Raw genomic sequence first — 21,437 nt, 5'->3', positions numbered from 1 at the left:
ACGGAGAAGGCGTTGTCCTGCAGGTCTAGATCGCTGTCCGCATTGGCATCGCCATCCTGGTCGGCCAGGCTGTTCTGCAGCTCGGCTTCCTTCATGGCGTTACGACGGGAAAGGATCATCAGCACCACCAGCAGCACCAGCAGCGCGCTGCCGCCAATGATGCCCAGCAACATTGTGTTGCCCATCAGCTCGTCGAGGAAGCTCGGCTGCTCGGCCTCGACCGGGGGAACCGGCGCGGGAGCCGGGGCCGGGGTCGGCTGGGCAGCGGGCTTCTCAACGGCTTCAGCCGGCTCTGTGGCCGGCTGCTGGTTCTGGGTCTGGCTGGCCGCATCGGGTGCGGCCGGCTCCTGGTTGTAGTTGTAGTCCGGCGCGGCGCCGGCCGGCGGAGTCGCCGGGGCGCCCGCCTCGGCGGGCGCCTGGGTCTGAGGTGCAGGCGCGGGCTGCTCGGCGGCAGGTGCCGGCGGTGTGGCGGAAGCCGGTGCTGCCGGAGCGGCGGCCTCGGGCTTCTTGGACAGATCGCCCTGCATCTTGGCGAGTTGATCGTCCTTGAGCTGGATCAGGCGCTGCAGCTTGTCGAGCTGGCTCTGCAGATCCGTCATCCGGCTCTTCAGTTCTGCGTTCTCGCGGCGGGTGGTGTCCAGGCTTTCCTGGGTGACCGCCAGCTTCTCGGCCAGGGCCTTGGCGTTACCGTTGGCGGCACCCTTCTCGCTGCCGGCGGTCGCCTTGCCGCTCTCGGCGGAAACCAGACGCAGGCTGTCCTTGCTCTCGGCCTTGGCCGGAGCGGCACCCGCGGTGGAGCGCTTGGTGGCATCCAGCTGGCGCTGACCAGCGGTATCGGCCACGGCACTGCCGCTGCGCCAGGCAGCATTCTGGGCGGCGACCTGGGCAATGGCCTCGGACTGGGAACGGCTGGCGATCTGCTGCTCGGTCGGCATGCGCAGTACCTGGCCGCTCTTCAGACGGTTGATGTTGCCGCCCACAAAGGCGTCGGGGTTCAGGTCCTGGATGGCCAGCATGGCCTGGTGAACGCTGCCACTGGCGCGGTTGCGCTGTGCGATGTCCCACAGGGTGTCCTTGCCGGTGGTGCGGTAATCGCCGCCACCTGCAACCTTGCTGGCACTGGCAGCCGGGGAGGCGGACGGAGCCGAAGCGACCGGTGCAGCAGCTCGCGGCGCGGCCGGGCGAGTCTGCTGGGCCGGCGCGGTGGCAGCCAGAGCAGGAGCGACGGCAGCAGTTTCAGGCGAATAGGCCGGCGGATCGAGCAGCAGGGTGTACTCGCGCAGCAGTCGGCCGTTGGGCCACAGCACCTCAACCAGGAAGTTGAGGTAGGGCTCGCGCACCGGCTTGCTGGAGGTCACGCGCACCACGCTCTTGCCGTTGGGCTTGAGCACGGGGGTGAACTTGAGATCCGTGAGGAAATACTGGCGATCAACGCCCGCCTTGCCGAACTCTTCGGCGGAAGCGAGGCTGGGAACGACTTCACTGGACGACAGATCGCGGACGTCGAGCAACTCGATCTCAGCATCCAGCGGCTGGTTCAATGCAGACTTGAGAGTGACTTCACCAAGCCCAAGGGCATGTGCCATGCCGGAAGACAGAGCCGAAGCTGCCGCAATTGCCAGTACCAGTTTGCGAACCCGAACCATAGCGTAATCCCTTGTTTTATCTTTTCTTCTCGCTCGAACGAGAGGGTAATTGATCGCCGCCACAACGCGCGCTTTGCGCTTCCCCGCCAGCGATCAACCAGATCAGTATTGTCAAGCTAGAAAAGTACTTCAAATTTTCAGGTAAGTATCTTTTACAGATAGTGTTTTATCAACAACTCGCCAGACTGTATGGCATTGAGCGCAGCGCCTTTTCGCACATTATCTGACGCAATCCACAAATTGAGTTGACGTGGATCTTCGAGGCCCTTTCTCACGCGGCCGACGTAGATCACATCCTGCCCAACAGCGTCACCTACTGCCGTGGGATAGTCCCCCAACTCGACGCACTCCAGCGCATCGGCCTCTTCCAGTGCAGCGTTGACTGCACCGAGATCCACGTCCGTGGCGGACTGGATGCAGACACTCAGGCTGTCGCCGAAGAACACCGGCGCCAGGACGCAGGTCGCCGCGACGTCCAGCCCTGGCGAAGCCAGGACCTCTTTCAATTCCCGTGCCAGGCGCCGCTCAAGCTGAGCATGGCCTTCCTCGTCCACCGCGTCGGGTTGCGCGAGGATGTTGAAGGCTACCTGCCGGTCGAAGAAGCGCGGCTCCAGCGGGCGCGCATTGAGCAACTCGGCTGTCTGGCGGGCCAGCTCATTCACGCCCTCACGCCCCCGGCTGGATACCGAAAGACAGGCCGTCACACAGATGCGCTCAGGTGTCAGGACTTCCCGCAACGGCGCGAGCACGCTGGCAAGCGCGACGGCAGAGGGGCTGGGGCTGATCAGTGCGAACGGGGCCTGGAGCTGTGCCAGGGCCGAATCGTTGGCCCCTGCAACCAGCGCCACGCCCTGCTCCAGCGTCCCGGACAGGTCGATCACCGAGCAACCGGACTGCAGCGCACGGGAGGCAAAGCTGCGGGTCACGGCCTCGCCAGCGGCGAAGAAGGCCAGGCGGACACGGGCAAAATCGAATTCGGCAACGTCCCGCACGCGCAGGTTCTTGCCGCGAAACGGCACGGAGGCGCCGACAGACTCGATGCTGGCCAAGAGATGCAGGGTGGATACGGGGAACTCGCGCTCCTCGAGGAGCTGGACGAGGGTTTCGCCGACGGTGCCGGTGGCGCCGATCACGGCGATTTCAAGGGACGGGCTCATGGTCATTGCCTATGGCGAAACGGGGAGCGGCACTTTAACCGTCACCCCGTATGCAGGCAATCGGACCGATTGGCGCGGGCAAGCCCCACCCGCGCCAGACTCGATCAACGCTCCAGCAGGATGCGCAGCATGCGGCGCAGCGGCTCGGCGGCGCCCCAGAGCAGTTGGTCACCCACGGTGAAGGCGCCCAGGTACTGCGAACCCATGTTCAGCTTGCGCAGGCGGCCGACCGGAACCGACAGGGTGCCGGTCACGGCAGTCGGGGTCAGCTCACGCATGCTGATCTCACGATGGTTCGGCACCAGCTTGACCCAGGGATTGTGCTGGCTGATCAGCCCTTCGATATCGGCGATCGGCACGTCCTTGTTCAGCTTGATGGTCAGCGCCTGGCTGTGGCAGCGCATGGAGCCGATGCGCACGCAGATGCCGTCCACCGGGATCGGGCTCTTGAAGCGACCGAGGATCTTGTTGGTCTCGGCCTGGCCTTTCCATTCCTCGCGGCTCTGGCCGTTGGGCAGTTCCTTGTCGATCCAGGGGATCAGGCTGCCGGCCAGCGGTACGCCGAAGTTCTCGGTGGGGAAGGCTTCGCTGCGCATGGTCTCGGCGACCTTGCGGTCGATGTCGAGGATGGCGCTGGCGGGGTTGGCCAGGTCATCGGCGACGGCCGCGTGGGTGGCGCCCATCTGCTTGATCAGCTCACGCATGTTCTGCGCGCCGGCGCCCGAGGCCGCCTGGTAGGTCATGGCGCTCATCCACTCCACCAGGCCGGCTTCGAACAGGCCGCCCAGGGCCATCAGCATCAGGCTGACAGTGCAGTTGCCGCCGATGTAGTTCTTGGTGCCGGCATCCAGGGAATGGTCGATGACCTTGCGGTTAACGGGGTCGAGGACGATGACCGCGTCATCCTGCATGCGCAGGCTGGAGGCGGCGTCGATCCAGTAGCCGTTCCAACCCGCTTCGCGCAGCTTGGGGAAGACCTCGTTGGTGTAGTCGCCACCCTGGCAGGTCAGGATCACGTCGAGGGTCTTCAGCTCTTCGATGCTGTAGGCATCCTTCAGCGGGGCAATGTCCTTGCCGACCGCCGGCCCCTGCCCACCGACGTTGGAAGTAGTGAAGAACACCGGCTCGATCAGGTCGAAGTCCCGCTCCTCAAGCATCCGCTGCATGAGCACCGAACCCACCATGCCGCGCCAACCGATCAGACCTACACGCTTCATGACAACTGCACCTTTCAGGAAAAAAGTGGGCCGCTGCCGCGCAGCGGGCCCGACAGATTACAGATTACGCAGGGCCTCGACCACTGCATCGCCCATGGCCTGGGTACCGACCTTGGTCGTGCCCGGGGAGTAGATGTCACCGGTGCGCAGGCCCTGGTCCAGCACGCGGCTCACGGCCTGTTCGATGGCATCGGCAGCGGCGCCCTGGTTGAAGCTGTAGCGCAGCATCATCGACACCGAGAGGATGGTCGCCAGCGGGTTGGCGATGCCCTGGCCGGCGATGTCCGGTGCGGAGCCGTGGCAGGGCTCGTACATGCCCTTGTTGTTGGCGTCCAGGGAGGCGGACGGCAGCATGCCGATGGAGCCGGTGAGCATGGAGGCCTCATCGGAAAGGATGTCGCCGAACATGTTGTCGGTGACCATCACGTCGAACTGCTTCGGCGCACGCACCAGTTGCATGGCGGCGTTGTCGACGTACATGTGGCTGAGCTCGACGTCCGGATAGTCCTTGGCCACCTCCTCCACAACCTCGCGCCACAGCTGGCTGGAGGCGAGGACGTTGGCCTTGTCCACCGAGCACAGCTTCTTGCCGCGCACGCGGGCCATGTCGAAGCCGACGCGGGCGATGCGACGGATCTCGCTCTCGCTGTACGGCAGGGTGTCGTAGGCCTGGCGCTCGCCATTCTCCAGCACGCGCTGCTCGCGGGGCTGGCCGAAATAGATGCCGCCGGTCAGCTCGCGGACGATGAGGATGTCCAACCCGGCGACCACTTCCGGCTTGAGGCTGGACGCTTCAGCCAGTTGCGGATAAAGGATGGCCGGGCGCAGGTTGGCGAACAGGCCCAGTTGCGAGCGGATCTTCAGCAGGCCGCGCTCCGGGCGGATGTCACGCTCGATCTTGTCCCACTTCGGGCCGCCCACGGCGCCCAGCAGCACGGCATCGGCCTTGCGGGCGCGCTCCAGGGTCTCGTCGGCCAGGGGCACACCGTGCTTGTCGATGGCAGCGCCACCGATCACGTCGTGCACCAGCTCGAAGCCCAGTTGGTACTTGTCGTTGGCCACCTCGAGCACCTTGACCGCCTCGGCCATGATCTCCGGACCGATGCCGTCACCGGGGAGAACCAGAATCTGCTTGCTCATGCTTTCCTCGTCATTCATCTGTCGGCGCCTCGGCGCCGGGGTGTTCAGTGTTCAGCGCTCGGCCCAGAGCACCAGCACATCGGTGCTGAAGGAGCCGTCCGCTGCAATCTCGAAATACTCGCGCACCTCATCGCCCACCGAGCGCTGCAACGCCAGGATGGCCTCGCGGAATACGTCCGGCGTGCGCATGCGCTCGATCCAGGTGGCGAACTCCAGGCGCAGGCGCTGCCGCTTGGAGGCGGTCAGTACCAGCCCGGCTTCGCCGACCAGCCGTGCCCATTCGGAGGGCGAATAATCGCGCACATGGCTGGTGTCGCGCAGCACCTCCACCGTCTGCAGGTGGGTATCCAGCAACGGCAGGCCAGGCGCGACCACATCGATGAAGCACGCCGCGCCGCCCGGACGCAGGACCCGACGCACTTCGCGCAGGGCCTGGCCGACGTCCCGCCAGTGGTGGGCGGAATAGCGGCTGAAGACATAGTCGAAGGCCTGGTCATCGAACGGCAGGCGCTCGGCAGCGCCCTGCTGGGTGCGGATGTTGTCCAGCCCCCGTTCGGCGGCCGTGCGGGCGACCACGTCCAGCATCTGGGCGGACAGGTCGTAGGCCACCACCTCATCGCAGAACTCGGCGACCTGAAAGCTCACATGACCGGCACCGCAGCCCAGGTCGAGTACCCGGGCCCCGGCGTCAGCCGCCACCGTCTCCCGCAGCAGAACGAACTCCTCGCCCTGGGCGTGAACGGCACTGTTCAGATAGGCGGCGGCCTGGCTGCCGAACTGGCGCTGGACCACATCCTCATGCTGGCTGGCTGTCATGGTGAGCCTCCTCTGGCTGATCAGCCCTGGAACAACCAAGGCTGGCGCTGGCGATAGCCGGCTTCGAAAGTGCGAATGGCATCGGCGTCCTGCAGCGTCAGGCCGATGTCGTCGAGGCCGTTCAACAGGCAATGCTTGCGGAAGGCGTCCACCTCGAAGGCATAGGACTTGCCATCCGGACGGGTCACGGTCTGGGCCGCCAGGTCGACGGTCAGCTGGTAGCCCTCGGTGGCCTCGCACTGTTCGAACAGCTCATCCATCTCTTCATCTTTCAGCACGATCGGCAGCAGGCCGTTCTTGAAGCTGTTGTTGAAGAAGATGTCGGCGAAGCTCGGCGCGATGACCGCGCGGAAGCCGTACTCATCCAGCGCCCAGGGGGCGTGCTCGCGGGAGGAGCCGCAGCCGAAGTTCTCGCGGGCCAGCAGCACGCTGGCGCCCTGGTAGCGCGGGAAGTTGAGCACGAAGTCCTTGTTCACCGGGCGCTTGGAGTTGTCCTGGTTGGGCTGGCCCACGTCCAGGTAGCGCCACTCGTCGAACAGGTTGGGGCCGAAGCCGGTGCGCTTGATCGACTTGAGGAATTGCTTGGGGATGATCTGGTCGGTGTCGACGTTGGCGCGATCGAGCGGGCAGACCAGGCCGGTGTGTTGGGTAAAGGCTTTCATGACTCTGCTCCTCAGGCCTGCATCAATTCACGAACGTCGATGAAGTGGCCGGTCACCGCAGCGGCGGCGGCCATGGCCGGGCTCACCAGGTGGGTACGGCCGCCCGCGCCCTGGCGCCCTTCGAAGTTACGGTTGGAGGTGGAGGCGCAATGCTCGCCACTTTCCAGCCGGTCCGGGTTCATCGCCAGGCACATGGAGCAGCCCGGCTCACGCCATTCGAAGCCAGCCTCGATGAAGATCTTGTCCAGCCCTTCCTGCTCGGCCTGGGCCTTGACCAGACCGGAGCCCGGCACCACCAGCGCCTGCTTGACGGTGGCGGCGACCTTGCGGCCCTTGGCGACGGCAGCGGCGGCACGCAGGTCCTCGATCCGCGAGTTGGTGCAGGAGCCGATGAACACGCGATCCAGGCGGATGTCGGTGATCGCCTGGTTGGCGTTCAGGCCCATGTACTTGAGCGCGCGGACGATGGAATCGCGCTTGACCGGATCGACTTCGACGGCCGGGTCCGGCACGTTCTGGTCGACGGCCAGGACCATTTCCGGCGAGGTGCCCCAGCTGACCTGGGGCTTGATGTCCTCGGCACGCAGCTCGACCACGGTGTCGAAGTGGGCGTCGGCATCGGACACCAGGTCCTTCCAGGCAGCCACGGCCTTGTCCCAGTCAGCACCCTTGGGCGCGAAGGGGCGGCCCTCGACGTAGGCAACGGTCTTCTCGTCCACCGCCACCATGCCGACGCGGGCACCGGCTTCGATGGCCATGTTGCAGAGGGTCATGCGGCCTTCCATGGACAGGTCACGGATCGCGCTGCCGGCAAACTCCAGCGCATGGCCGTTGCCACCGGCGGTGCCGATCTTGCCGATCACGGCGAGGACGATGTCCTTGGCCGTGACGCCGAAGGGCAACTGGCCCTCCACGCGGACCTGCATGTTCTTCATCTTCTTGGCCACCAGGCACTGGGTGGCGAGCACATGCTCCACCTCAGAAGTGCCGATGCCGTGGGCCAGGGCACCGAACGCACCATGGGTGGAGGTGTGGGAGTCGCCGCAGACCACGGTCATGCCCGGCAGGGTGGCGCCCTGCTCCGGCCCGACCACGTGGACGATGCCCTGGCGCACGTCGTTCATCTTGAATTCGAGGATGCCGAAGTCATCGCAGTTCTCGTCCAGGGTCTTGACCTGGATGCGCGACACCTCGTCGGCGATGGCCTCGAGGCCACCCTTGCGCTCGGCGGTGGTGGTGGGGACGTTGTGGTCCGGGGTGGCGATGTTGGCATCGATGCGCCACGGCTTGCGACCGGCCAGGCGCAGGCCTTCGAAGGCCTGGGGCGAGGTCACCTCGTGGAGGATGTGACGGTCGATGTAGATGAGCGACGAACCGTCGTCGCGGCGCTTCACCTCATGCATTTCCCAGAGCTTGTCGTAGAGCGTCTTGCCAGCCATCGGACTTTCCTCATCGGCGTGTTTCTATGCGGGGGCTCTGCAAAGGCCCCTTGGCTCGTGTGGGGATGCTAGGGGCTTGCATTGAATAACTCAAATTCATATTTTTTATCCGAATGATTCCTGACAGGAATCCATAACCCGGCAGCCGACAGGCACCGGAACACGCCCGCGATGCATCCGCCATCGCCGCCAGGAGCCGATACCGATGGACCTCGCCAGCCTTAATGCCTTTATCGCCATCGCCGAGACCGGCAGCTTCTCCGAAGCCGGCGAACGCCTGCACCTCACCCAGCCGGCGGTGAGCAAGCGCATCGCCTCACTGGAGCAGCAGTTGAACGTTCGCCTGTTCGACCGCCTGGGACGCGAGGTGGGGCTGACGGAAGCCGGGCGCGCCCTCCTCCCCCGCGCCTACCAGATCCTCAACGTGCTGGACGACACCCGCCGCGCGCTGAGCAACCTGTCCGGCGACATCAGCGGTCGGCTCACCCTGGCCACCAGCCACCACATCGGCCTGCATCGGCTGCCGCCGCTGCTGCGCGCCTTTACCCGCGCCTACCCGCAAGTGGCGCTGGACATCCAGTTCCTCGACTCCGAGGTGGCCTACGAGGAGATCCTCCACGGCCGCGCCGAACTGGCGGTCATCACCCTGGCTCCGGAGACCGCCGACCCGGTCCAGGCCGTGCCGGTGTGGGACGACGCCCTCGACTTCGTCGCCGCGCCCGAACACCCGCTGGCCCGCGACAAGACCATCTTCCTCGCCGACGTTGCCAAGCACCCGGCGGTGTTCCCCGGCGGCAACACCTTCACCCACCACATCGTCCGCCGTCTTTTCGAGGCGGAAGGCCTGACGCCGAACATCGCCATGAGCACCAACTACCTGGAGACCATCAAGATGATGGTCTCCATCGGCCTGGCCTGGAGCGTGCTGCCACGCACCATGCTCGACGAGCAGGTGGTGCGCCTGCCGCTGCAGGACATCCAGCTGAGCCGCCAGCTCGGCTACATCTTCCATACCGACCGCACCCTCTCCAACGCCGCCCGGGCCTTCATGGTCCTGCTGGATGGGCAGCGCGACCCGCTTGCCTGATCCGGGGGGCTGGGGCTAACGTGAACGCCATAACGATAAGAAAAGGCCTTCCCATGCCTGCCTCGGTTCCAGGCCTCAACCGCGCCAATTCGTACCCTCCTGACAGACCCAGGCGCCATGACCCAATCTTCCGATAGCCCCCCGCTGCCCTTCATTCCAGCCCTGGACCCGGTCGAGTTCGAACAGAGCTGGCAGGACGCCCCGCGACTGATCGCCGCGCTCAACGGCGCACGGCTGGGGGCATGGGACTGGGACCTGGCCAGCGGCCGGGTCAACTGGTCACGGGGGGCCCAGGCATTGTTCGGCTTCGATCCGCGGGTACCGCTGGCGCAGCGGGTCGACTACATGGAGCTGATCCCGGAGGACGACCGCGAGCGGATCATCGGGCTGTTCAGGCTGGTACTGGAGAACCGCCCCATCTCCCACGCCTACCGGCACCGCATCCGCTGGCCGGACGGCAGCCTGCACTGGCTGGAGATCAGCGGCAGCCTGCAGCAGGACGACGATGGCCGTCGCCATGTCATCGGCGTGATCCGCGACGTCACCGCCCAGCAGGAGCGCGACGAGGCCCTGGCCAGCTCGCAACGGCGTTTCTCCACCCTGTTCCAGCTCAGCCCGGACGTGGTGATGCTGGTGCGCGTGAAGGACGGCCGCATCACCGAGGCCAACCAGCACTTCGAAACCCTGTTCGGCTGGCCCTCCTGCGAGGTGATCGGGCGCAACGCACTGGAGCTGGACCTATGGGTCGACACCCGCCAGCGCGAGCACCTCTATCGCATCGGCCCCGGCTCCAGCGAGCCCGTGGTGCAGGAAGTGCAGATGCGCACCCGTGACAGCCGCCTGCTGGATGGCGTGCTGTCCACCCAGTACGTGGAGCTGGACGGCGAGGCCTTCTTCATCAGCACCTTCCTCGACACCACCGAGCGTCGGCAGGCCGAAGCCGCCCTGCGCACCAGCGAGGAAAAGTTCGCCAAGGCCTTTCACAGCTCGCCGGATGCCATCGTCATCACCGAGCGCGAGAGCGGGCTGTTCATCGAGGCCAACCCCAGCTTCGCCCGGCAGTTCGGCTGGACCAACGCCGAGACCATCGGCCACACCTCCACCGAGCTGGGCCTGTGGATCGACCCCGCGCAGCGCCGGCAGATGCTCCTCGGCCAGGACGACAACGGCCGGCTGATGGGCGTGGAAGTGGAACTCCGCCACCGCGACGGTACCACCAGCACCAACCTGATCTACGGCGACCAGATCCAGTTGCAGGGGCGCGACTGCCTGGTCCTCACCGTGCGCGACATCACCGCCGTACGCGCCCAGGAGCGTGCCCTGCGTGACAGCCAGGAACGCCTGGCGCTGGCGCTGGAGTCAGCCGACCTGGGCACCTGGGACTGGCACATCCCCAGCGGGCGGCTGTATGGCTCGGCACGCGCCTCGGCCCTCCACGGGCTGGCACCGGAACCCTTCGACGGCGACTTCCACCTGTTCTTCGCCAGCGTTCCCGCCGAGGACCGCCGGACGATGCGCAAGGCCTACCAGGAGCTGCAGGACGGCCAGCAGACGCGCTACCAGCTGATCTACCGCTCGCGCTTCGCCAATGGCGAGGTGCATTACCTGGAGAGCACCGCCAAGCTCTACCGCGATGCCAACGGCGCGCCGCTGCGCATGGCGGGCACCCTCATGGACATCACCGAGCGCGTGCGCCGCGAGCAGCGCCTGACGGCCTCGGAGGAAAAATTCTCCACCCTGTTCCAGGCCAGCCCGGACCCGATCTGCGTCACCCGCCTGCGTGACGGCGCCTTCATCGAGATCAACCCCAGCTTCACTGACGTGTTCGGCTGGAAACCGGAAGAGATCGTCGGCCGTTGCGCCCCCGAGATCCGCTTCTGGGCCAACCTGGAACAGCGCGAGCAACTCTCCGCCCAACTGATGCGGGACAAGGGCCTGGACAACGTCGAGGTGCACTACCTGAAGCGCTCCGGCGAGCCGATCACCTGCGTGGTCTCCAGCCGCTTCATCCGCGTCGAACGGCAGCTGTGCATCACCACCACCTTCCGCGACGTGACCGAGCGCAAGCAGTCGGAAGCCGCGCTCAAGGCCAGCCAGGAGAAGTTCGCCAAGGCGTTCCACAGCTCGCCGGACGCCATCACCATCACCGAGCTGGAAAGCGGCCGCTACATCGAGGTCAACGAAGGCTTCTGCCGCCTCACCGGCTACAGCGCCGAGGAGGTGATCGGCCGTACCGCCGGCGAGATGCAGATCTGGTCGGACCCGGCCGAACGCCGCCGATTGCTGGAAGTGCTGGACCGCGACGGCCGCGCGCTGCACCTGGAAATGGTCGGCCGTCACCGCGACGGGCACACCAAGACGGTGGAAGTGTCGGTGGAGCGCATCGAACTGGACGGCAAGGCCTGCCTGCTGCTCACCGCGCGCGACATCAGCGCCCTGAAGGACGCTCAAGAGCAGATCCACCACCTGGCCTACCACGACCCGCTGACCAACCTGCCCAACCGCGCCCTGCTGATGGACCGCCTCACCCAGCAGATCGCCCTGCTCAAGCGGCATGATCTGCGCGGCGCCCTGCTCTTCCTCGACCTGGACCACTTCAAGCACATCAATGATTCCCTCGGCCACCCGGTGGGCGACGCGGTGCTGAAGATGGTCACCGCACGCCTCGAAGCCAGCGTGCGCCTGGAGGACACCGTGGCCCGCCTCGGTGGCGATGAGTTCGTGGTGCTGCTCAGCGGCCTGGAGGGCAAGCGCTCGGAAGTGACCCGCCAGGTACGCCAGATCGCCGACAAGCTGCGCAAGCTGCTGGCCGAACCGATGCTGCTGGACGGCCACCACCTGCAGGTGACGCCGAGCATCGGCATTGCGCTGATCCCGGACCACGGCCAGACCCCGGCCGACCTGCTCAAGCGCGCCGACATCGCGCTCTACCGGGCCAAGGACTCCGGGCGCAACGCCATCCAGCTGTTCCGCTCCACCATGCAGGAAGCGGCCAGCGAGCGACTGCGCCTGGAGAATGACCTGCGCCTGGCGCTCGCCCGCAGCGAGTTCGAGTTGCACTACCAGCCCCAGGTGGACGCCCGCAGCAACCGCATCGTCGGTGCCGAAGCGCTGCTGCGCTGGGTGCACCCGACCCTGGGCCCGCAGTCACCGGGCCAGTTCATCCAGGTGCTGGAGGAGAGCGGGCAGATCCTCGAAGTCGGCAGCTGGGTACTGGAGGAAGCCTGTCGCAACTGCGCCACGCTGATCGCCGATGGCCTGATCGACCCGAGCGACTTCAGCCTGTGCGTCAACATCAGCCCGAGGCAGTTCCGCCAGAACGATTTCGTCGAGCGCATCGAGAAGAGCCTGAGCAACAGCCACCTGCCCCGCCGCCTCCTCAAGCTGGAAGTGACCGAGGGCATCGTGATCCAGAACATCGACGACACCATCGGCAAGATGCGCCGGTTGAAGAAACTCGGCGTGAGCTTCGCCATGGACGACTTCGGCACAGGGTACTCGTCCCTCACCTACCTCAAGCGCCTGCCGGTGGACGTGCTGAAGATCGACCAGTCCTTCGTCCGCGACGCCACCAACGACCCCAATGACGCCGAGATCATCCGCGCCATCGTTGCCATGGCGCGCAGCCTCGGCCTGGGCATGGTGGCCGAAGGCGTGGAACAGCCCGAGCAGCTGGAGTTCCTCGAGCAGCAGGGCTGCCACCTCTATCAGGGCTACCTGTTCAGCCGCCCCCTGCCCTTCTCCGCCTTCCGCACGCTGCTCAAACCGGCGACGGCCGCCAACGCCTGATTCCCGGGCAAGAAAAAGGGCGCCACTCGGGCGCCCTTGTTTCACATGGCCAGGAGTCGATCAGTGCTCCAGCATGGCCGGCCCGCCATTGCCACCGATGGGAATGCGCTTGGGCTTGGCCTCTTCCGGCACGACACGCACCAGGTCGATGTTGAGCAGGCCGTTCTGCAGCGACGCACCCTTCACCTCGATGTGGTCGGCCAGGCGGAACGACAGCTTGAAGGCGCGCTGGGCGATGCCCTGGTGCAGGTAGGTCACGCTGCTCTCGGGGCCCTTGTCGCGCTTGCCACCGCTGACGGTCAGCACGCCACGCTCGACCTGCAGTTCGAGGTCGTCTTCCTGAAAGCCGGCGGCCGCGACCACGATGCGGTACTGGTCATCGCCATGCTTCTCGACGTTGTAGGGCGGGTAGCTGCTGCCCCCTTCGTTGCGCAGGGCCGACTCGAACAGGTCGTTGAAGCGGTCGAAACCCACGGAATGGCGGAACAGGGGGGCCAGGGAAAATGCAGTGCTCATAGTGTTCTCCTGAATAGATCAGCAAGGGTTCTACGGGTGCGGGACCCGACTTCGGCATCCCGCAGTACCCTAGATAGGGACAGGCCGATACTTTTCAAGGGGGCAAATCATGCGCAAGGTCATGCTCGTCACGGGAGCCAGTCGTGGCATCGGTGCTGCTACGGCACGCCTCGCCGCGCAACGCGGCTACGCCGTGGGCATCAACTACCGGGAGCGGCGCGAAGAGGCCGAAGCACTGGTCAATGCCATACGCACGGGGGGCGGCGAAGCGTTGGCGATCCAGGCCGACGTGGGCGTCGAAGAACAGGTCGAGCAGATGTTCCAGCGCCTGGACGAGGCGTTCGGCCGGCTGGACGTGCTGGTGAACAACGCCGGCATGCTGGAGCGGCAGATGCGCCTGGAGGCAATGGACGCAGCCCGCTTCGAGCGCGTCCTGCGGGCCAACGTGATAGGCAGCTTCCTGTGTGCGAAGCAGGCCATCCACCGCCTGTCGACCCGGCACGGCGGCACCGGTGGCGCCATCGTCAACCTGTCCTCGGTGGCAGCCCGTATCGGCGCTCCCGATGAATACATCGACTATGCCGCCGCCAAGGGCGCCATCGATTCCATGACCCTTGGCATGGCGAAGGAACTGGCCGGCGAGGGCATCCGGGTCAACGCGGTTCGCCCGGGGGTGATCCACACCGACATCCATGCCAGCGGCGGCGAGCCCGACCGGATCGAACGGGTGCGCCACAGCGTGCCGATGAAGCGCGGGGGCGAAGCAGAGGAAATTGCAGCGGCCATCCTGTGGCTGGCCAGCGACGAGGCGTCCTACACCACCGGCGCCATCCTGGACGTTTCGGGCGGCCGCTGAACCGCGAGCAGATCGCAGCCCAGCAGGCTGTCGATACGCAGGCAGTCATGCTCCCGGCGGATCTCGGCGAACAGCGCCACCGCCTCGGGGTAGGTCCGGGTCAGCATGCCCACCCATTGTTTGAGGCGGCCGGGGGCGTAGCGCGGCGCGAGCTTGTGCCGGGCCTGGCGCCAGAAGTCCTGCAGCAGCGGGAAGAACGCTTCCCAGGTCATCTCCTCCGGCTCGCGACCATCGCGCACGGCTGCGATCTGCCGGGCCAGCGAGGGCCGCGAAACCAGGCCGCGACCGAGCATGATGTCCTCTACCCCACTCACCTCCCGGCAACGTCGCCAGTCGTCCAGGGTCCACACCTCGCCGTTGGCGAACACCGGCACGCGCACCACGTCCTGCACCCGCGCGACCCACTCCCAGTGGGCAGGCGGCTTGTAACCCTCCACCTTGGTACGGGCGTGGACCACGATCTGCTGGGCGCCGCCGTCGGCCAGCGCACGGGCACAGTCGAGGGCGACCTCGGGGCTGTCGTAACCCAGGCGCATCTTCGCCGTCACCGGAATGGCTGCCGGTACCGCGCGCCGCACCTCGGAAACGATGGCATGCAGCAGCTCGGGCTCCTTGAGCAGGACGGCACCACCCCGGGACTTGTTCACCGTCTTGGCCGGGCAGCCGAAGTTCAGGTCGATGACCGGCGCTCCGAGCTCACAGGCAAAGGCGGCGTTCTCGCCCAGGCACACCGGGTCCGAGCCGAGGAACTGCACCCGCATGGGCGTGCCTGCACGGGTACGTGCTCCGTCGGCCAGCTCAGGCGCCAGCTTCTGGTAGGTGGTGGCGGGCAACAAGCGGTCGCACACGCGGATGAACTCGGTGACGCACCAGTCGATGCCGCCCACACGGGTGAGGACGTCACGCAGGATTTCGTCGACCAGGCCTTCCATGGGTGCCAAGGCGATTTGCATAGGAGCTGAAGGGGTGTGTTGAGGGGCGCGTAGTGTAATGGGCGGCCCCGAGGGTTAGAACCCTTGAATGGGCTTGAGCCGAAGCCGCTCGTCCGTGGTCCAAACCGCAAGACCAGAACCGCGAGCCGCCTTATGAAAGCATCCTGCCTAGCCCTCGCCTGCTGCATGACCGCTGCAGCCACCTGCTTTGCGGACGCGCTGCAGCCTGCGCCAGACGCTCTGGCCGAACTGGAAGTACGCCGGGACGAAAACGCCGCCAACGCCTGCGACATCAACCTCTACCTGCGGGATGAGGCCGTGGCGCAGCTCGCGCCGGGACAGGCGGTGGTACTGGAGGTACCGGCAGGCGAGCAGGTGCTGGCCTTGCGGCAAACGCCTTCGGGCTACTGCAGCGCCGGCCCGGTTGGGCGGCCGCAATCAATCCTCCTGCAACCGGGGGAGCACCGCAGCCTGCGCATCATGCAAAGCCCGACGGAGCTGTACCTGGCGCCCGCCCTGGAATGAGTTCAATCGGCCGGCAGCAGCGCCCGGCCGTAACCCTCGACGAACTCGACGGGCATGCGCTTGGGCCGACCGGTCGACAGTTCGATGCAGACGAAGGTGGTGCGCGCACGCAGGAGCGTCGCGCCATCTTCGGGGCGGATCAGCTGGAAGCAGCGGTCCATCTTCAGGCGCTGGTCCGATTCGACGATCCAGGTGCCCATCTGCAGTGCCTGCCCTTCATAGGCAGCGGCCAGGTAGTCGATCTCGTGGCGCACCACTGCCATGGCGCGGTCGAGGCGACGGTATTCGGCCAGGTCCAGGCCCAGGCTCTGGGAGTGGCGCCAGGCACAGCGCTCCAGCCAGCTGACGTAGACGGCGTTGTTGGCATGGCCGAGGCCGTCGATGTCATCGGCCGCCACGACCAGATCGATCACGAATGGATGGGGTCGGTCCCAGTTCATCAGCCGTGCTCCGCCTTGTGCACCAGCTCCCGGGCCTCTCGCGCCAGCTGGGTGATCTGGTCCCAGGCGCGAGCGCGGATCAGGCTCGACGGCGCGATCCAGGTGCCGCCCACGCACGCGACGTTGGGCAGTTGCAGGAAGCTCAGCAGGTTGTCCGGCGTGACGCCGCCGGTGGGGCAGAAGCGGATGCCGGTGAAGGGCCCCTTCAGGCTCTTGAGCATCTTCACGCTGGCATTGCCGTTGGCGGGGAACAGCTTCAGCGAGCGGTAGCCGTATTCCAGCGCCAGCAGCACCTCGGAAGGAGTCATGACACCGGGCAGGTAAGGCAGGCCGGAGTCCTCGGCAGCGGCGGCCAGGCGCTCGGTGCAGCCCGGGCTTACGGCGAAATGCGCACCGGCATCGCGAACCTCCAGGAACTGCTCGGTGTGGATCAGCGTGCCCGCCCCCACCAGCAGGTCCGGGAACTCCTTGCGGATCGCCGCGACCGCGTCCAGCGCACGCGGCGTACGCAAGGTCACCTCCAGCACCTCGACCCCACCGGCACTCAGCGCACCGGCCAGGTCCAGCGCCAGGGCGGTGTCTTCGATCACCAGCACCGGCAAGACGGGGCGCGCCCTGCGCAACACCACATCCATCGTCAGACTCATTTGCCTCTATCCCCTCAATGCAGATGCCACGGCCCACCGGGCCGGCCATTCCAGATGTCGACCGACACCGGGCCGACGTGTTCCTTGGAAGCGAACAGCACTCAGCCGGTCACGGCGGCCGCCAATGGGCTGCCATCTTCCTGCACGAGCAGGCCGCCGCCAAGGGCCTGCCGGCCAAAGGCACGAGGGAAGGGAGGAATTTTTTCAGGCCCAAAAACAAAAGGGCCACTCCATGACGGAATGACCCTTGAAACCCCGCAGAGCGGGAAAAGTGGCGTCCCCTAGGGGACTCGAACCCCTGTTACCGCCGTGAAAGGGCGGTGTCCTAGGCCACTAGACGAAGGGGACAGTAACCTTCGAAAAGCAAGGCCAGCTAAGCGCTGGCCTTGGATTTGATGCTGGACGCATCGGATTTGGTGGAGCTAGACGGGATCGAACCGTCGACCTCTTGCATGCCATGCAAGCGCTCTCCCAGCTGAGCTATAGCCCCGAAAACCGCTTCGGTGCGCGATTTGCCTGGCGGCAATCGCTGCTGGAAAGTGGCGTCCCCTAGGGGACTCGAACCCCTGTTACCGCCGTGAAAGGGCGGTGTCCTAGGCCACTAGACGAAGGGGACTTAACCTTCGCGAACATGAAGCGTGCGCTTCATATTCCGGTAAATTGGTGGAGCTAGACGGGATCGAACCGTCGACCTCTTGCATGCCATGCAAGCGCTCTCCCAGCTGAGCTATAGCCCCAAAGTACCGCTGGATCACTTCGCTACGTTCAGTTCGTCGCGAAGACGGGGCGCATATTAAGGGCGACCCTGGAGGTCGTCAACAAGTTTTTTCATCGAAATCGAAAATTTTTCGTCGGCAGAACAAACACTTACCCGCCTCTGCCATTGCCGCCCGGTAAAACCGAAGCCACCACCCTGCCCACACATACGAAAAGGCCCGCATCAGGCGGGCCTCTTCGGTACTCGATCACTCAGCCTGGAATGGCGTCGCGAATCTTCTCCCACTCCTTGGTTTCCTTCTTCGACGTGCCCCCAAGCAGCTCGAGCGCCTGGCGCAGACGGAAACGGGTGAGATCGGCACCGAGGATCTCCATGGCATCCAGCACCGAGACCGAGCTGGATTGCCCGGTGATGGCCGGGAACATCAGCGGCATGACATCGCGCAGCTTCAACCCGAGGTGTTCGGCCACGGCCTGGATGCAAGCGGTGATGCGATCCTTCTCCCACTGGCGCAGCGATTCCAGCTTCCACAGCACCAGTTGCAGCACCTGACGCACCTGGTCGGGCGCGAGCTTCTTGTGTTCGAACAGCGATGCATCCAGGGGCAGCGCACCGGCGAAGAAGAAGCCGGCCAGCGGGGCGATCTGACTGAAGGTCTCGACCCGCCCCTGTACGTGGGGAGCGATCTTCATCAGGTAGTCGGGATTCAGTGCCCACTTCTGCACCTCAGCCGCGAAGCGCTCCACCGGCAGCTCGCGAATCCACTGGCCGTTGAGCCAGGAGAGCTTCTCCAGGTCGAAGATCGGGCCACCGAGGGAGACGCGCGACAGGTCGAAGTGCTCGATCATCTCCGCCAGGGAGAACTTCTCGCGCTCGTCCGGCATCGACCAGCCCATGCGGCCGAGGTAGTTGAGCATCGCCTCGGGCAGGTAGCCCATGCGCTCATAGAAGGTGATGGAGGTCGGGTTCTTGCGCTTGGAGAGCTTGCTCTTGTCCGGGTTGCGCAGCAGCGGCATGTAGCAGAGCGTGGGCTGCTCCCAGCCGAAATACTCGTAGAGCTTGATCAGCTTGGGCGCCGACGGCAGCCACTCCTCGCCACGGAGCACGTGGGTGATGCCCATCAGGTGGTCATCGACTACGTTGGCCAGGAAGTAGGTGGGCAGGCCATCGGTCTTCATCAGCACCTGCATGTCCATGCGGTCCCACGGGATCTCGACGTCGCCACGGAGCATGTCCGGAACCACGCAGACGCCCTCGGTGGGCATCTTCATGCGGATCACATGGGGCTCGCCCGCGGCGATGCGCTTGGCCGATTCCTCGCGGGGGAGGTGCATGCAGTGGCCGTCGTAGCGCGGGGTTTCCTTGCGTTCGGTCTGCTCGGCACGCAGCTTGTCCAGGCGCTCGGCGGTGCAGAAGCAGGGGAAGGCATGGTCCTTGTCCACCAGCTCCTGGGCGTACTTCTTGTAGATCTCACCGCGCTCGCTCTGGCGGTACGGGCCATGCGGGCCGCCCACATCCGGGCCCTCGTCCCACTCGATGCCCAGCCAGCGCAGGGCGTCGAAGATCTGCTGCTCGGACTCGCGGGTGGAACGCAACTGGTCCGTGTCCTCGATGCGCAGGATGAACTGGCCACCGTGCTGACGGGCGAAGCAGAGATTGAAGAGGGCGATGTAGGCGGTACCGACGTGCGGGTCACCGGTGGGCGACGGCGCGATGCGGGTGCGGACAGTGGTCATGGAAGGTCCTGATACAGAGGAACGGTCAAGGGCGCGATGTTAGCAGGCGCGAGCCGGCGGGCTCCAGCCACGCGGCCTCCTCCTCCATGGCCAACCGGGCCATGAGGAAATCCAGGAAGGCCTTGACCTTCATCGCCTGGAATCGCCGCGAGGGGTAGACGGCGTAGATCTCGCCACTGGGCAGTGGAATCCCAGGCAACAGCTCGACCAGCTCCCCACGGCGCACCGCCTGCTCGGTGATCATCAGCGGCAGCGAGGCAATGCCCGCGCCCCCCAGCACCGCCTCGCGGGCGAAGGTGATGTTGTTGCAGTGCAGCACCCGTTGGCAGGGCACGGACGTATCCAGCAGCGGCCAGTAACGCTGGGAGTCGATGGGCAGGAGCACGGCGCGGTGCTGGGCCAGGTCTTCGGCCGTACGCGGCACGCCATGGGCCGCCAGGTAGGCCGGGCTGGCGCATAGGCGTCGTCCGGCCTCGAACAACTTGCGGGCGATCAGGCTCGAGTCCTGCGGCTGGCCCACCAGGATGGCGATGTCCACCCCCTCCTCCAGCGGGTCCACTTCCCGGGAGGTGAGCTCCACCTGGGCGGTGATCTGCGGGTACTGGCTCATGAATTGCCCGAGCACCCGGCCGAGGAACATCTGGCCGAACTCGATGGGGGCCGTGATACGCAACAATCCGGACGGTGCCTGCTGCAGCTGCATCACTGCCTGCTCGGCCTCGGCGAAGTCGAGCATGATCTGGCGGCACCGGTCGTAGTACGCCTGCCCCACTTCCGTGAGCCGCAGCTTGCGGGTGGTGCGGTTGAGCAGGCGCACCCCAAGCCGCTCCTCCAGCAGTGCGATGCGCCGGCTCACCGTGGACTTCTGCATGCCCAGGCTGTGTGCCGCCTGGGTAAAACTGTGCAACTCCACGACACGGGTGAAGATCAGCGCATCATCCAGCCCCATTATTGTTCCCCATAAGCAACAAAGTTTACGAAGTGTACTGGCTACTTGCCTGACTGGAACAGTGCTAGATTCCCGCGTCTTTGATCACAGATTCGAGTCTGCCCATGCCTGCCCCGTTGAAACGCCGCCTGTTCATCTTCCTGACGCTGTTGGTGCTGGTGGCCGGTGGTTTCTTCGCGCATTGGCTGCTGATCGGCCGCTTCCTGGAGAGCACGGACAATGCCTATGTCCAGGGCGAAATCACCCGGGTCTCGAGTCAGTTGGGCGCGCGTATAGAAGAGGTGCTGGTGGGGGACAACCAGGCCGTCAAGAAAGGGGACCTGCTGGTGCGCCTGGAGTCGGCAGACTTCCGCGTCGCCCTGGAGCGTGCCCAGGCCACCCTGGCGACCCGCGAGGCCGAACTGGCCCAGGCCCAGAGCAAACTCACCCAGCAGTCCAGCCTGATCGCCGCCAGCGAGGCGGATGTCTCCGCGAGCCAGGCCACCCTGGGCCGCACCCAGATCGACTTGTCCCGCGCCCAGACCTTGCGCAAGCCCGGCTACGTGTCGGAAGAGCGCGTCACCACCCTCTCGGCCGACTCCCGCGTCGCCCGCTCGCAACTGGCCAAGGCCGAAGCCGACCTCAAGGCCCAGCGCGTGCAGACCGACGCCCTGCGCGCCGACATCAAGCGCCTCGAGGCACAGATCGCCACCGCCCGGGCGGACATCGCCCAGGCCGAACTGAACCTGGCACGCACCGAGATCCGCGCCCCCATCGACGGCTTCGTCGGCCAGCGCGCGGCACGCAACGGCCAGTACGTGCAGGTGGGTGCCCACCTGATGTCCCTGGTACCGGACCAGGACATCTGGGTGCAGGCCAACTTCAAGGAAACCCAGATCGAACACATGCAGCCGGGCCAGAAGGTGGAACTGGTGTTCGACAGCTTCCCCAGCACGCCGATCGAAGGCCGCGTGGACAGCCTGTTCGCCGCCTCCGGCGCGCAGTTCAGCCTGCTGCCGCCGGACAATGCCACCGGCAACTTCACCAAGGTGGTGCAGCGCATCCCGGTGAAGATCACCTTCGACCGCGAAAGCCCCCTGAAAGGCCGCATCCGCCCCGGCATGTCGGTGCTGGTGAAGGTCTCCATCCAGCGGGATGAATGACCGTGGCCGCTGACGCGCTGCTG

Annotated in this window: 18 protein-coding genes and 4 tRNA genes; 5 read left to right on the top strand and 17 right to left on the bottom strand. The window is 65.8% G+C overall.

Features of this window, described 5'->3' with window-relative positions; all coding sequences use genetic code 11:
• From FBY21_RS29300 to leuC, 7 genes are all read right to left on the bottom strand, one after another.
• A partial coding sequence (locus FBY21_RS29300; protein ID WP_313904207.1) for a FimV family protein occupies positions 1 to 1,646 on the bottom strand: 1,646 nt, incomplete at its 3' end.
• A gap of 152 nt (positions 1,647 to 1,798) precedes the next feature.
• A complete protein-coding gene (locus FBY21_RS29295) occupies positions 1,799 to 2,803 on the bottom strand; it encodes an aspartate-semialdehyde dehydrogenase (RefSeq protein WP_142016174.1) in 1,005 nt (334 codons plus the stop codon).
• A 104-nt stretch (positions 2,804 to 2,907) separates the two neighbouring features.
• Positions 2,908 to 4,020, bottom strand: coding sequence for an aspartate-semialdehyde dehydrogenase (asd, locus tag FBY21_RS29290; RefSeq protein WP_107328359.1), 1,113 nt, complete (start codon positions 4,018 to 4,020; stop codon positions 2,908 to 2,910).
• A 57-nt stretch (positions 4,021 to 4,077) separates the two neighbouring features.
• The gene (gene leuB, locus FBY21_RS29285) at positions 4,078 to 5,160 is read right to left on the bottom strand and encodes a 3-isopropylmalate dehydrogenase (protein WP_074968516.1); all 1,083 of its coding nucleotides are present in this window, start codon (positions 5,158 to 5,160) and stop codon (positions 4,078 to 4,080) included.
• A gap of 51 nt (positions 5,161 to 5,211) precedes the next feature.
• The gene (locus FBY21_RS29280; RefSeq protein WP_142016171.1) at positions 5,212 to 5,976 is read right to left on the bottom strand and encodes a class I SAM-dependent methyltransferase; all 765 of its coding nucleotides are present in this window, start codon (positions 5,974 to 5,976) and stop codon (positions 5,212 to 5,214) included.
• Positions 5,977 to 5,996: 20 nt separating this feature from the next.
• Positions 5,997 to 6,638, bottom strand: a complete 642-nt coding sequence (leuD, locus tag FBY21_RS29275) for a 3-isopropylmalate dehydratase small subunit (RefSeq protein WP_044408667.1) — start codon at positions 6,636 to 6,638, stop codon at positions 5,997 to 5,999.
• Between the two features lie 11 nt (positions 6,639 to 6,649).
• Positions 6,650 to 8,077 (bottom strand): 3-isopropylmalate dehydratase large subunit, encoded by a 1,428-nt coding sequence (leuC, locus tag FBY21_RS29270; RefSeq protein ID WP_044408670.1) that lies wholly within the window; start codon positions 8,075 to 8,077, stop codon positions 6,650 to 6,652.
• Between the two features lie 205 nt (positions 8,078 to 8,282).
• Between leuC and FBY21_RS29265 the strand changes: the two genes are divergently transcribed.
• Complete coding sequence (locus FBY21_RS29265) at positions 8,283 to 9,164, top strand: LysR family transcriptional regulator (RefSeq protein ID WP_044408673.1); 882 nt, start codon at positions 8,283 to 8,285, stop codon at positions 9,162 to 9,164.
• Between the two features lie 117 nt (positions 9,165 to 9,281).
• The gene (locus FBY21_RS29260; protein WP_142016168.1) at positions 9,282 to 12,953 is read left to right on the top strand and encodes a PAS domain S-box protein; all 3,672 of its coding nucleotides are present in this window, start codon (positions 9,282 to 9,284) and stop codon (positions 12,951 to 12,953) included.
• Positions 12,954 to 13,013: 60 nt separating this feature from the next.
• Here FBY21_RS29260 and FBY21_RS29255 read toward each other — a convergent pair whose 3' ends face one another.
• Positions 13,014 to 13,469: an Hsp20 family protein gene (locus tag FBY21_RS29255; RefSeq protein WP_044408679.1), complete on the bottom strand. Its 456-nt coding sequence runs from the start codon at positions 13,467 to 13,469 to the stop codon at positions 13,014 to 13,016.
• A 109-nt stretch (positions 13,470 to 13,578) separates the two neighbouring features.
• On the opposite strand from FBY21_RS29255, the gene FBY21_RS29250 reads away from it, so the two are divergent.
• On the top strand, positions 13,579 to 14,325 hold the full coding sequence (locus tag FBY21_RS29250) for an SDR family oxidoreductase (RefSeq protein WP_142016165.1): 747 nt from the start codon (positions 13,579 to 13,581) through the stop codon (positions 14,323 to 14,325).
• On the opposite strand, the gene FBY21_RS29245 is transcribed toward FBY21_RS29250, so the two are convergent.
• Positions 14,283 to 15,278, bottom strand: a complete 996-nt coding sequence (locus tag FBY21_RS29245; RefSeq protein ID WP_142016162.1) for a tRNA dihydrouridine synthase — start codon at positions 15,276 to 15,278, stop codon at positions 14,283 to 14,285. The genes FBY21_RS29250 and FBY21_RS29245 overlap by 43 nt on opposite strands.
• Before the next feature lie 132 nt (positions 15,279 to 15,410).
• Between FBY21_RS29245 and FBY21_RS29240 the strand changes: the two genes are divergently transcribed.
• Positions 15,411 to 15,782 carry a hypothetical protein gene (locus FBY21_RS29240; RefSeq protein ID WP_142016159.1) on the top strand — a complete coding sequence of 124 codons (372 nt, stop codon included), beginning with the start codon at positions 15,411 to 15,413 and terminating at the stop codon, positions 15,780 to 15,782.
• A 2-nt stretch (positions 15,783 to 15,784) separates the two neighbouring features.
• Here FBY21_RS29240 and FBY21_RS29235 read toward each other — a convergent pair whose 3' ends face one another.
• The 8 genes from FBY21_RS29235 to FBY21_RS29200 form a co-directional block, all read right to left on the bottom strand.
• Positions 15,785 to 16,222, bottom strand: a complete 438-nt coding sequence (locus FBY21_RS29235) for an acyl-CoA thioesterase (protein ID WP_044408688.1) — start codon at positions 16,220 to 16,222, stop codon at positions 15,785 to 15,787.
• Positions 16,222 to 16,869, bottom strand: a complete 648-nt coding sequence (locus FBY21_RS29230; protein ID WP_044408691.1) for a bifunctional 4-hydroxy-2-oxoglutarate aldolase/2-dehydro-3-deoxy-phosphogluconate aldolase — start codon at positions 16,867 to 16,869, stop codon at positions 16,222 to 16,224. The genes FBY21_RS29235 and FBY21_RS29230 overlap by 1 nt, the downstream gene beginning before the upstream one ends.
• Positions 16,870 to 17,141: 272 nt before the next feature.
• Positions 17,142 to 17,217: transfer RNA gene (locus FBY21_RS29225), tRNA-Glu, on the bottom strand.
• 66 nt (positions 17,218 to 17,283) lie between these two features.
• Positions 17,284 to 17,359, bottom strand: a tRNA-Ala gene (locus tag FBY21_RS29220).
• Between the two features lie 50 nt (positions 17,360 to 17,409).
• Positions 17,410 to 17,485: transfer RNA gene (locus FBY21_RS29215), tRNA-Glu, on the bottom strand.
• A 45-nt stretch (positions 17,486 to 17,530) separates the two neighbouring features.
• Positions 17,531 to 17,606 (bottom strand) — tRNA-Ala (locus tag FBY21_RS29210).
• Between the two features lie 232 nt (positions 17,607 to 17,838).
• Entirely contained in the window at positions 17,839 to 19,323 is a 1,485-nt protein-coding gene (gene gltX, locus FBY21_RS29205) for a glutamate--tRNA ligase (protein WP_142016156.1), read from the bottom strand.
• Between the two features lie 25 nt (positions 19,324 to 19,348).
• On the bottom strand, positions 19,349 to 20,272 hold the full coding sequence (locus tag FBY21_RS29200) for a LysR family transcriptional regulator (RefSeq protein ID WP_044408697.1): 924 nt from the start codon (positions 20,270 to 20,272) through the stop codon (positions 19,349 to 19,351).
• Between the two features lie 104 nt (positions 20,273 to 20,376).
• Here FBY21_RS29200 and FBY21_RS29195 point away from each other — a divergent pair, with 104 nt between their 5' ends.
• A complete protein-coding gene (locus FBY21_RS29195) occupies positions 20,377 to 21,414 on the top strand; it encodes an HlyD family secretion protein (RefSeq protein WP_044408700.1) in 1,038 nt (345 codons plus the stop codon).
• Positions 21,415 to 21,437 lie beyond the last annotated feature (23 nt).

Origin of the sequence: Pseudomonas sp. SLBN-26 (genome assembly GCF_006715895.1) — a bacterium.
GTDB classification, from domain to species: Bacteria; Pseudomonadota; Gammaproteobacteria; order Pseudomonadales; family Pseudomonadaceae; genus Metapseudomonas; species Metapseudomonas otitidis.
The sequence above is the reverse complement of the archived record's forward strand: the minus strand, read 5'-3'. Positions and strand labels throughout refer to the sequence as shown.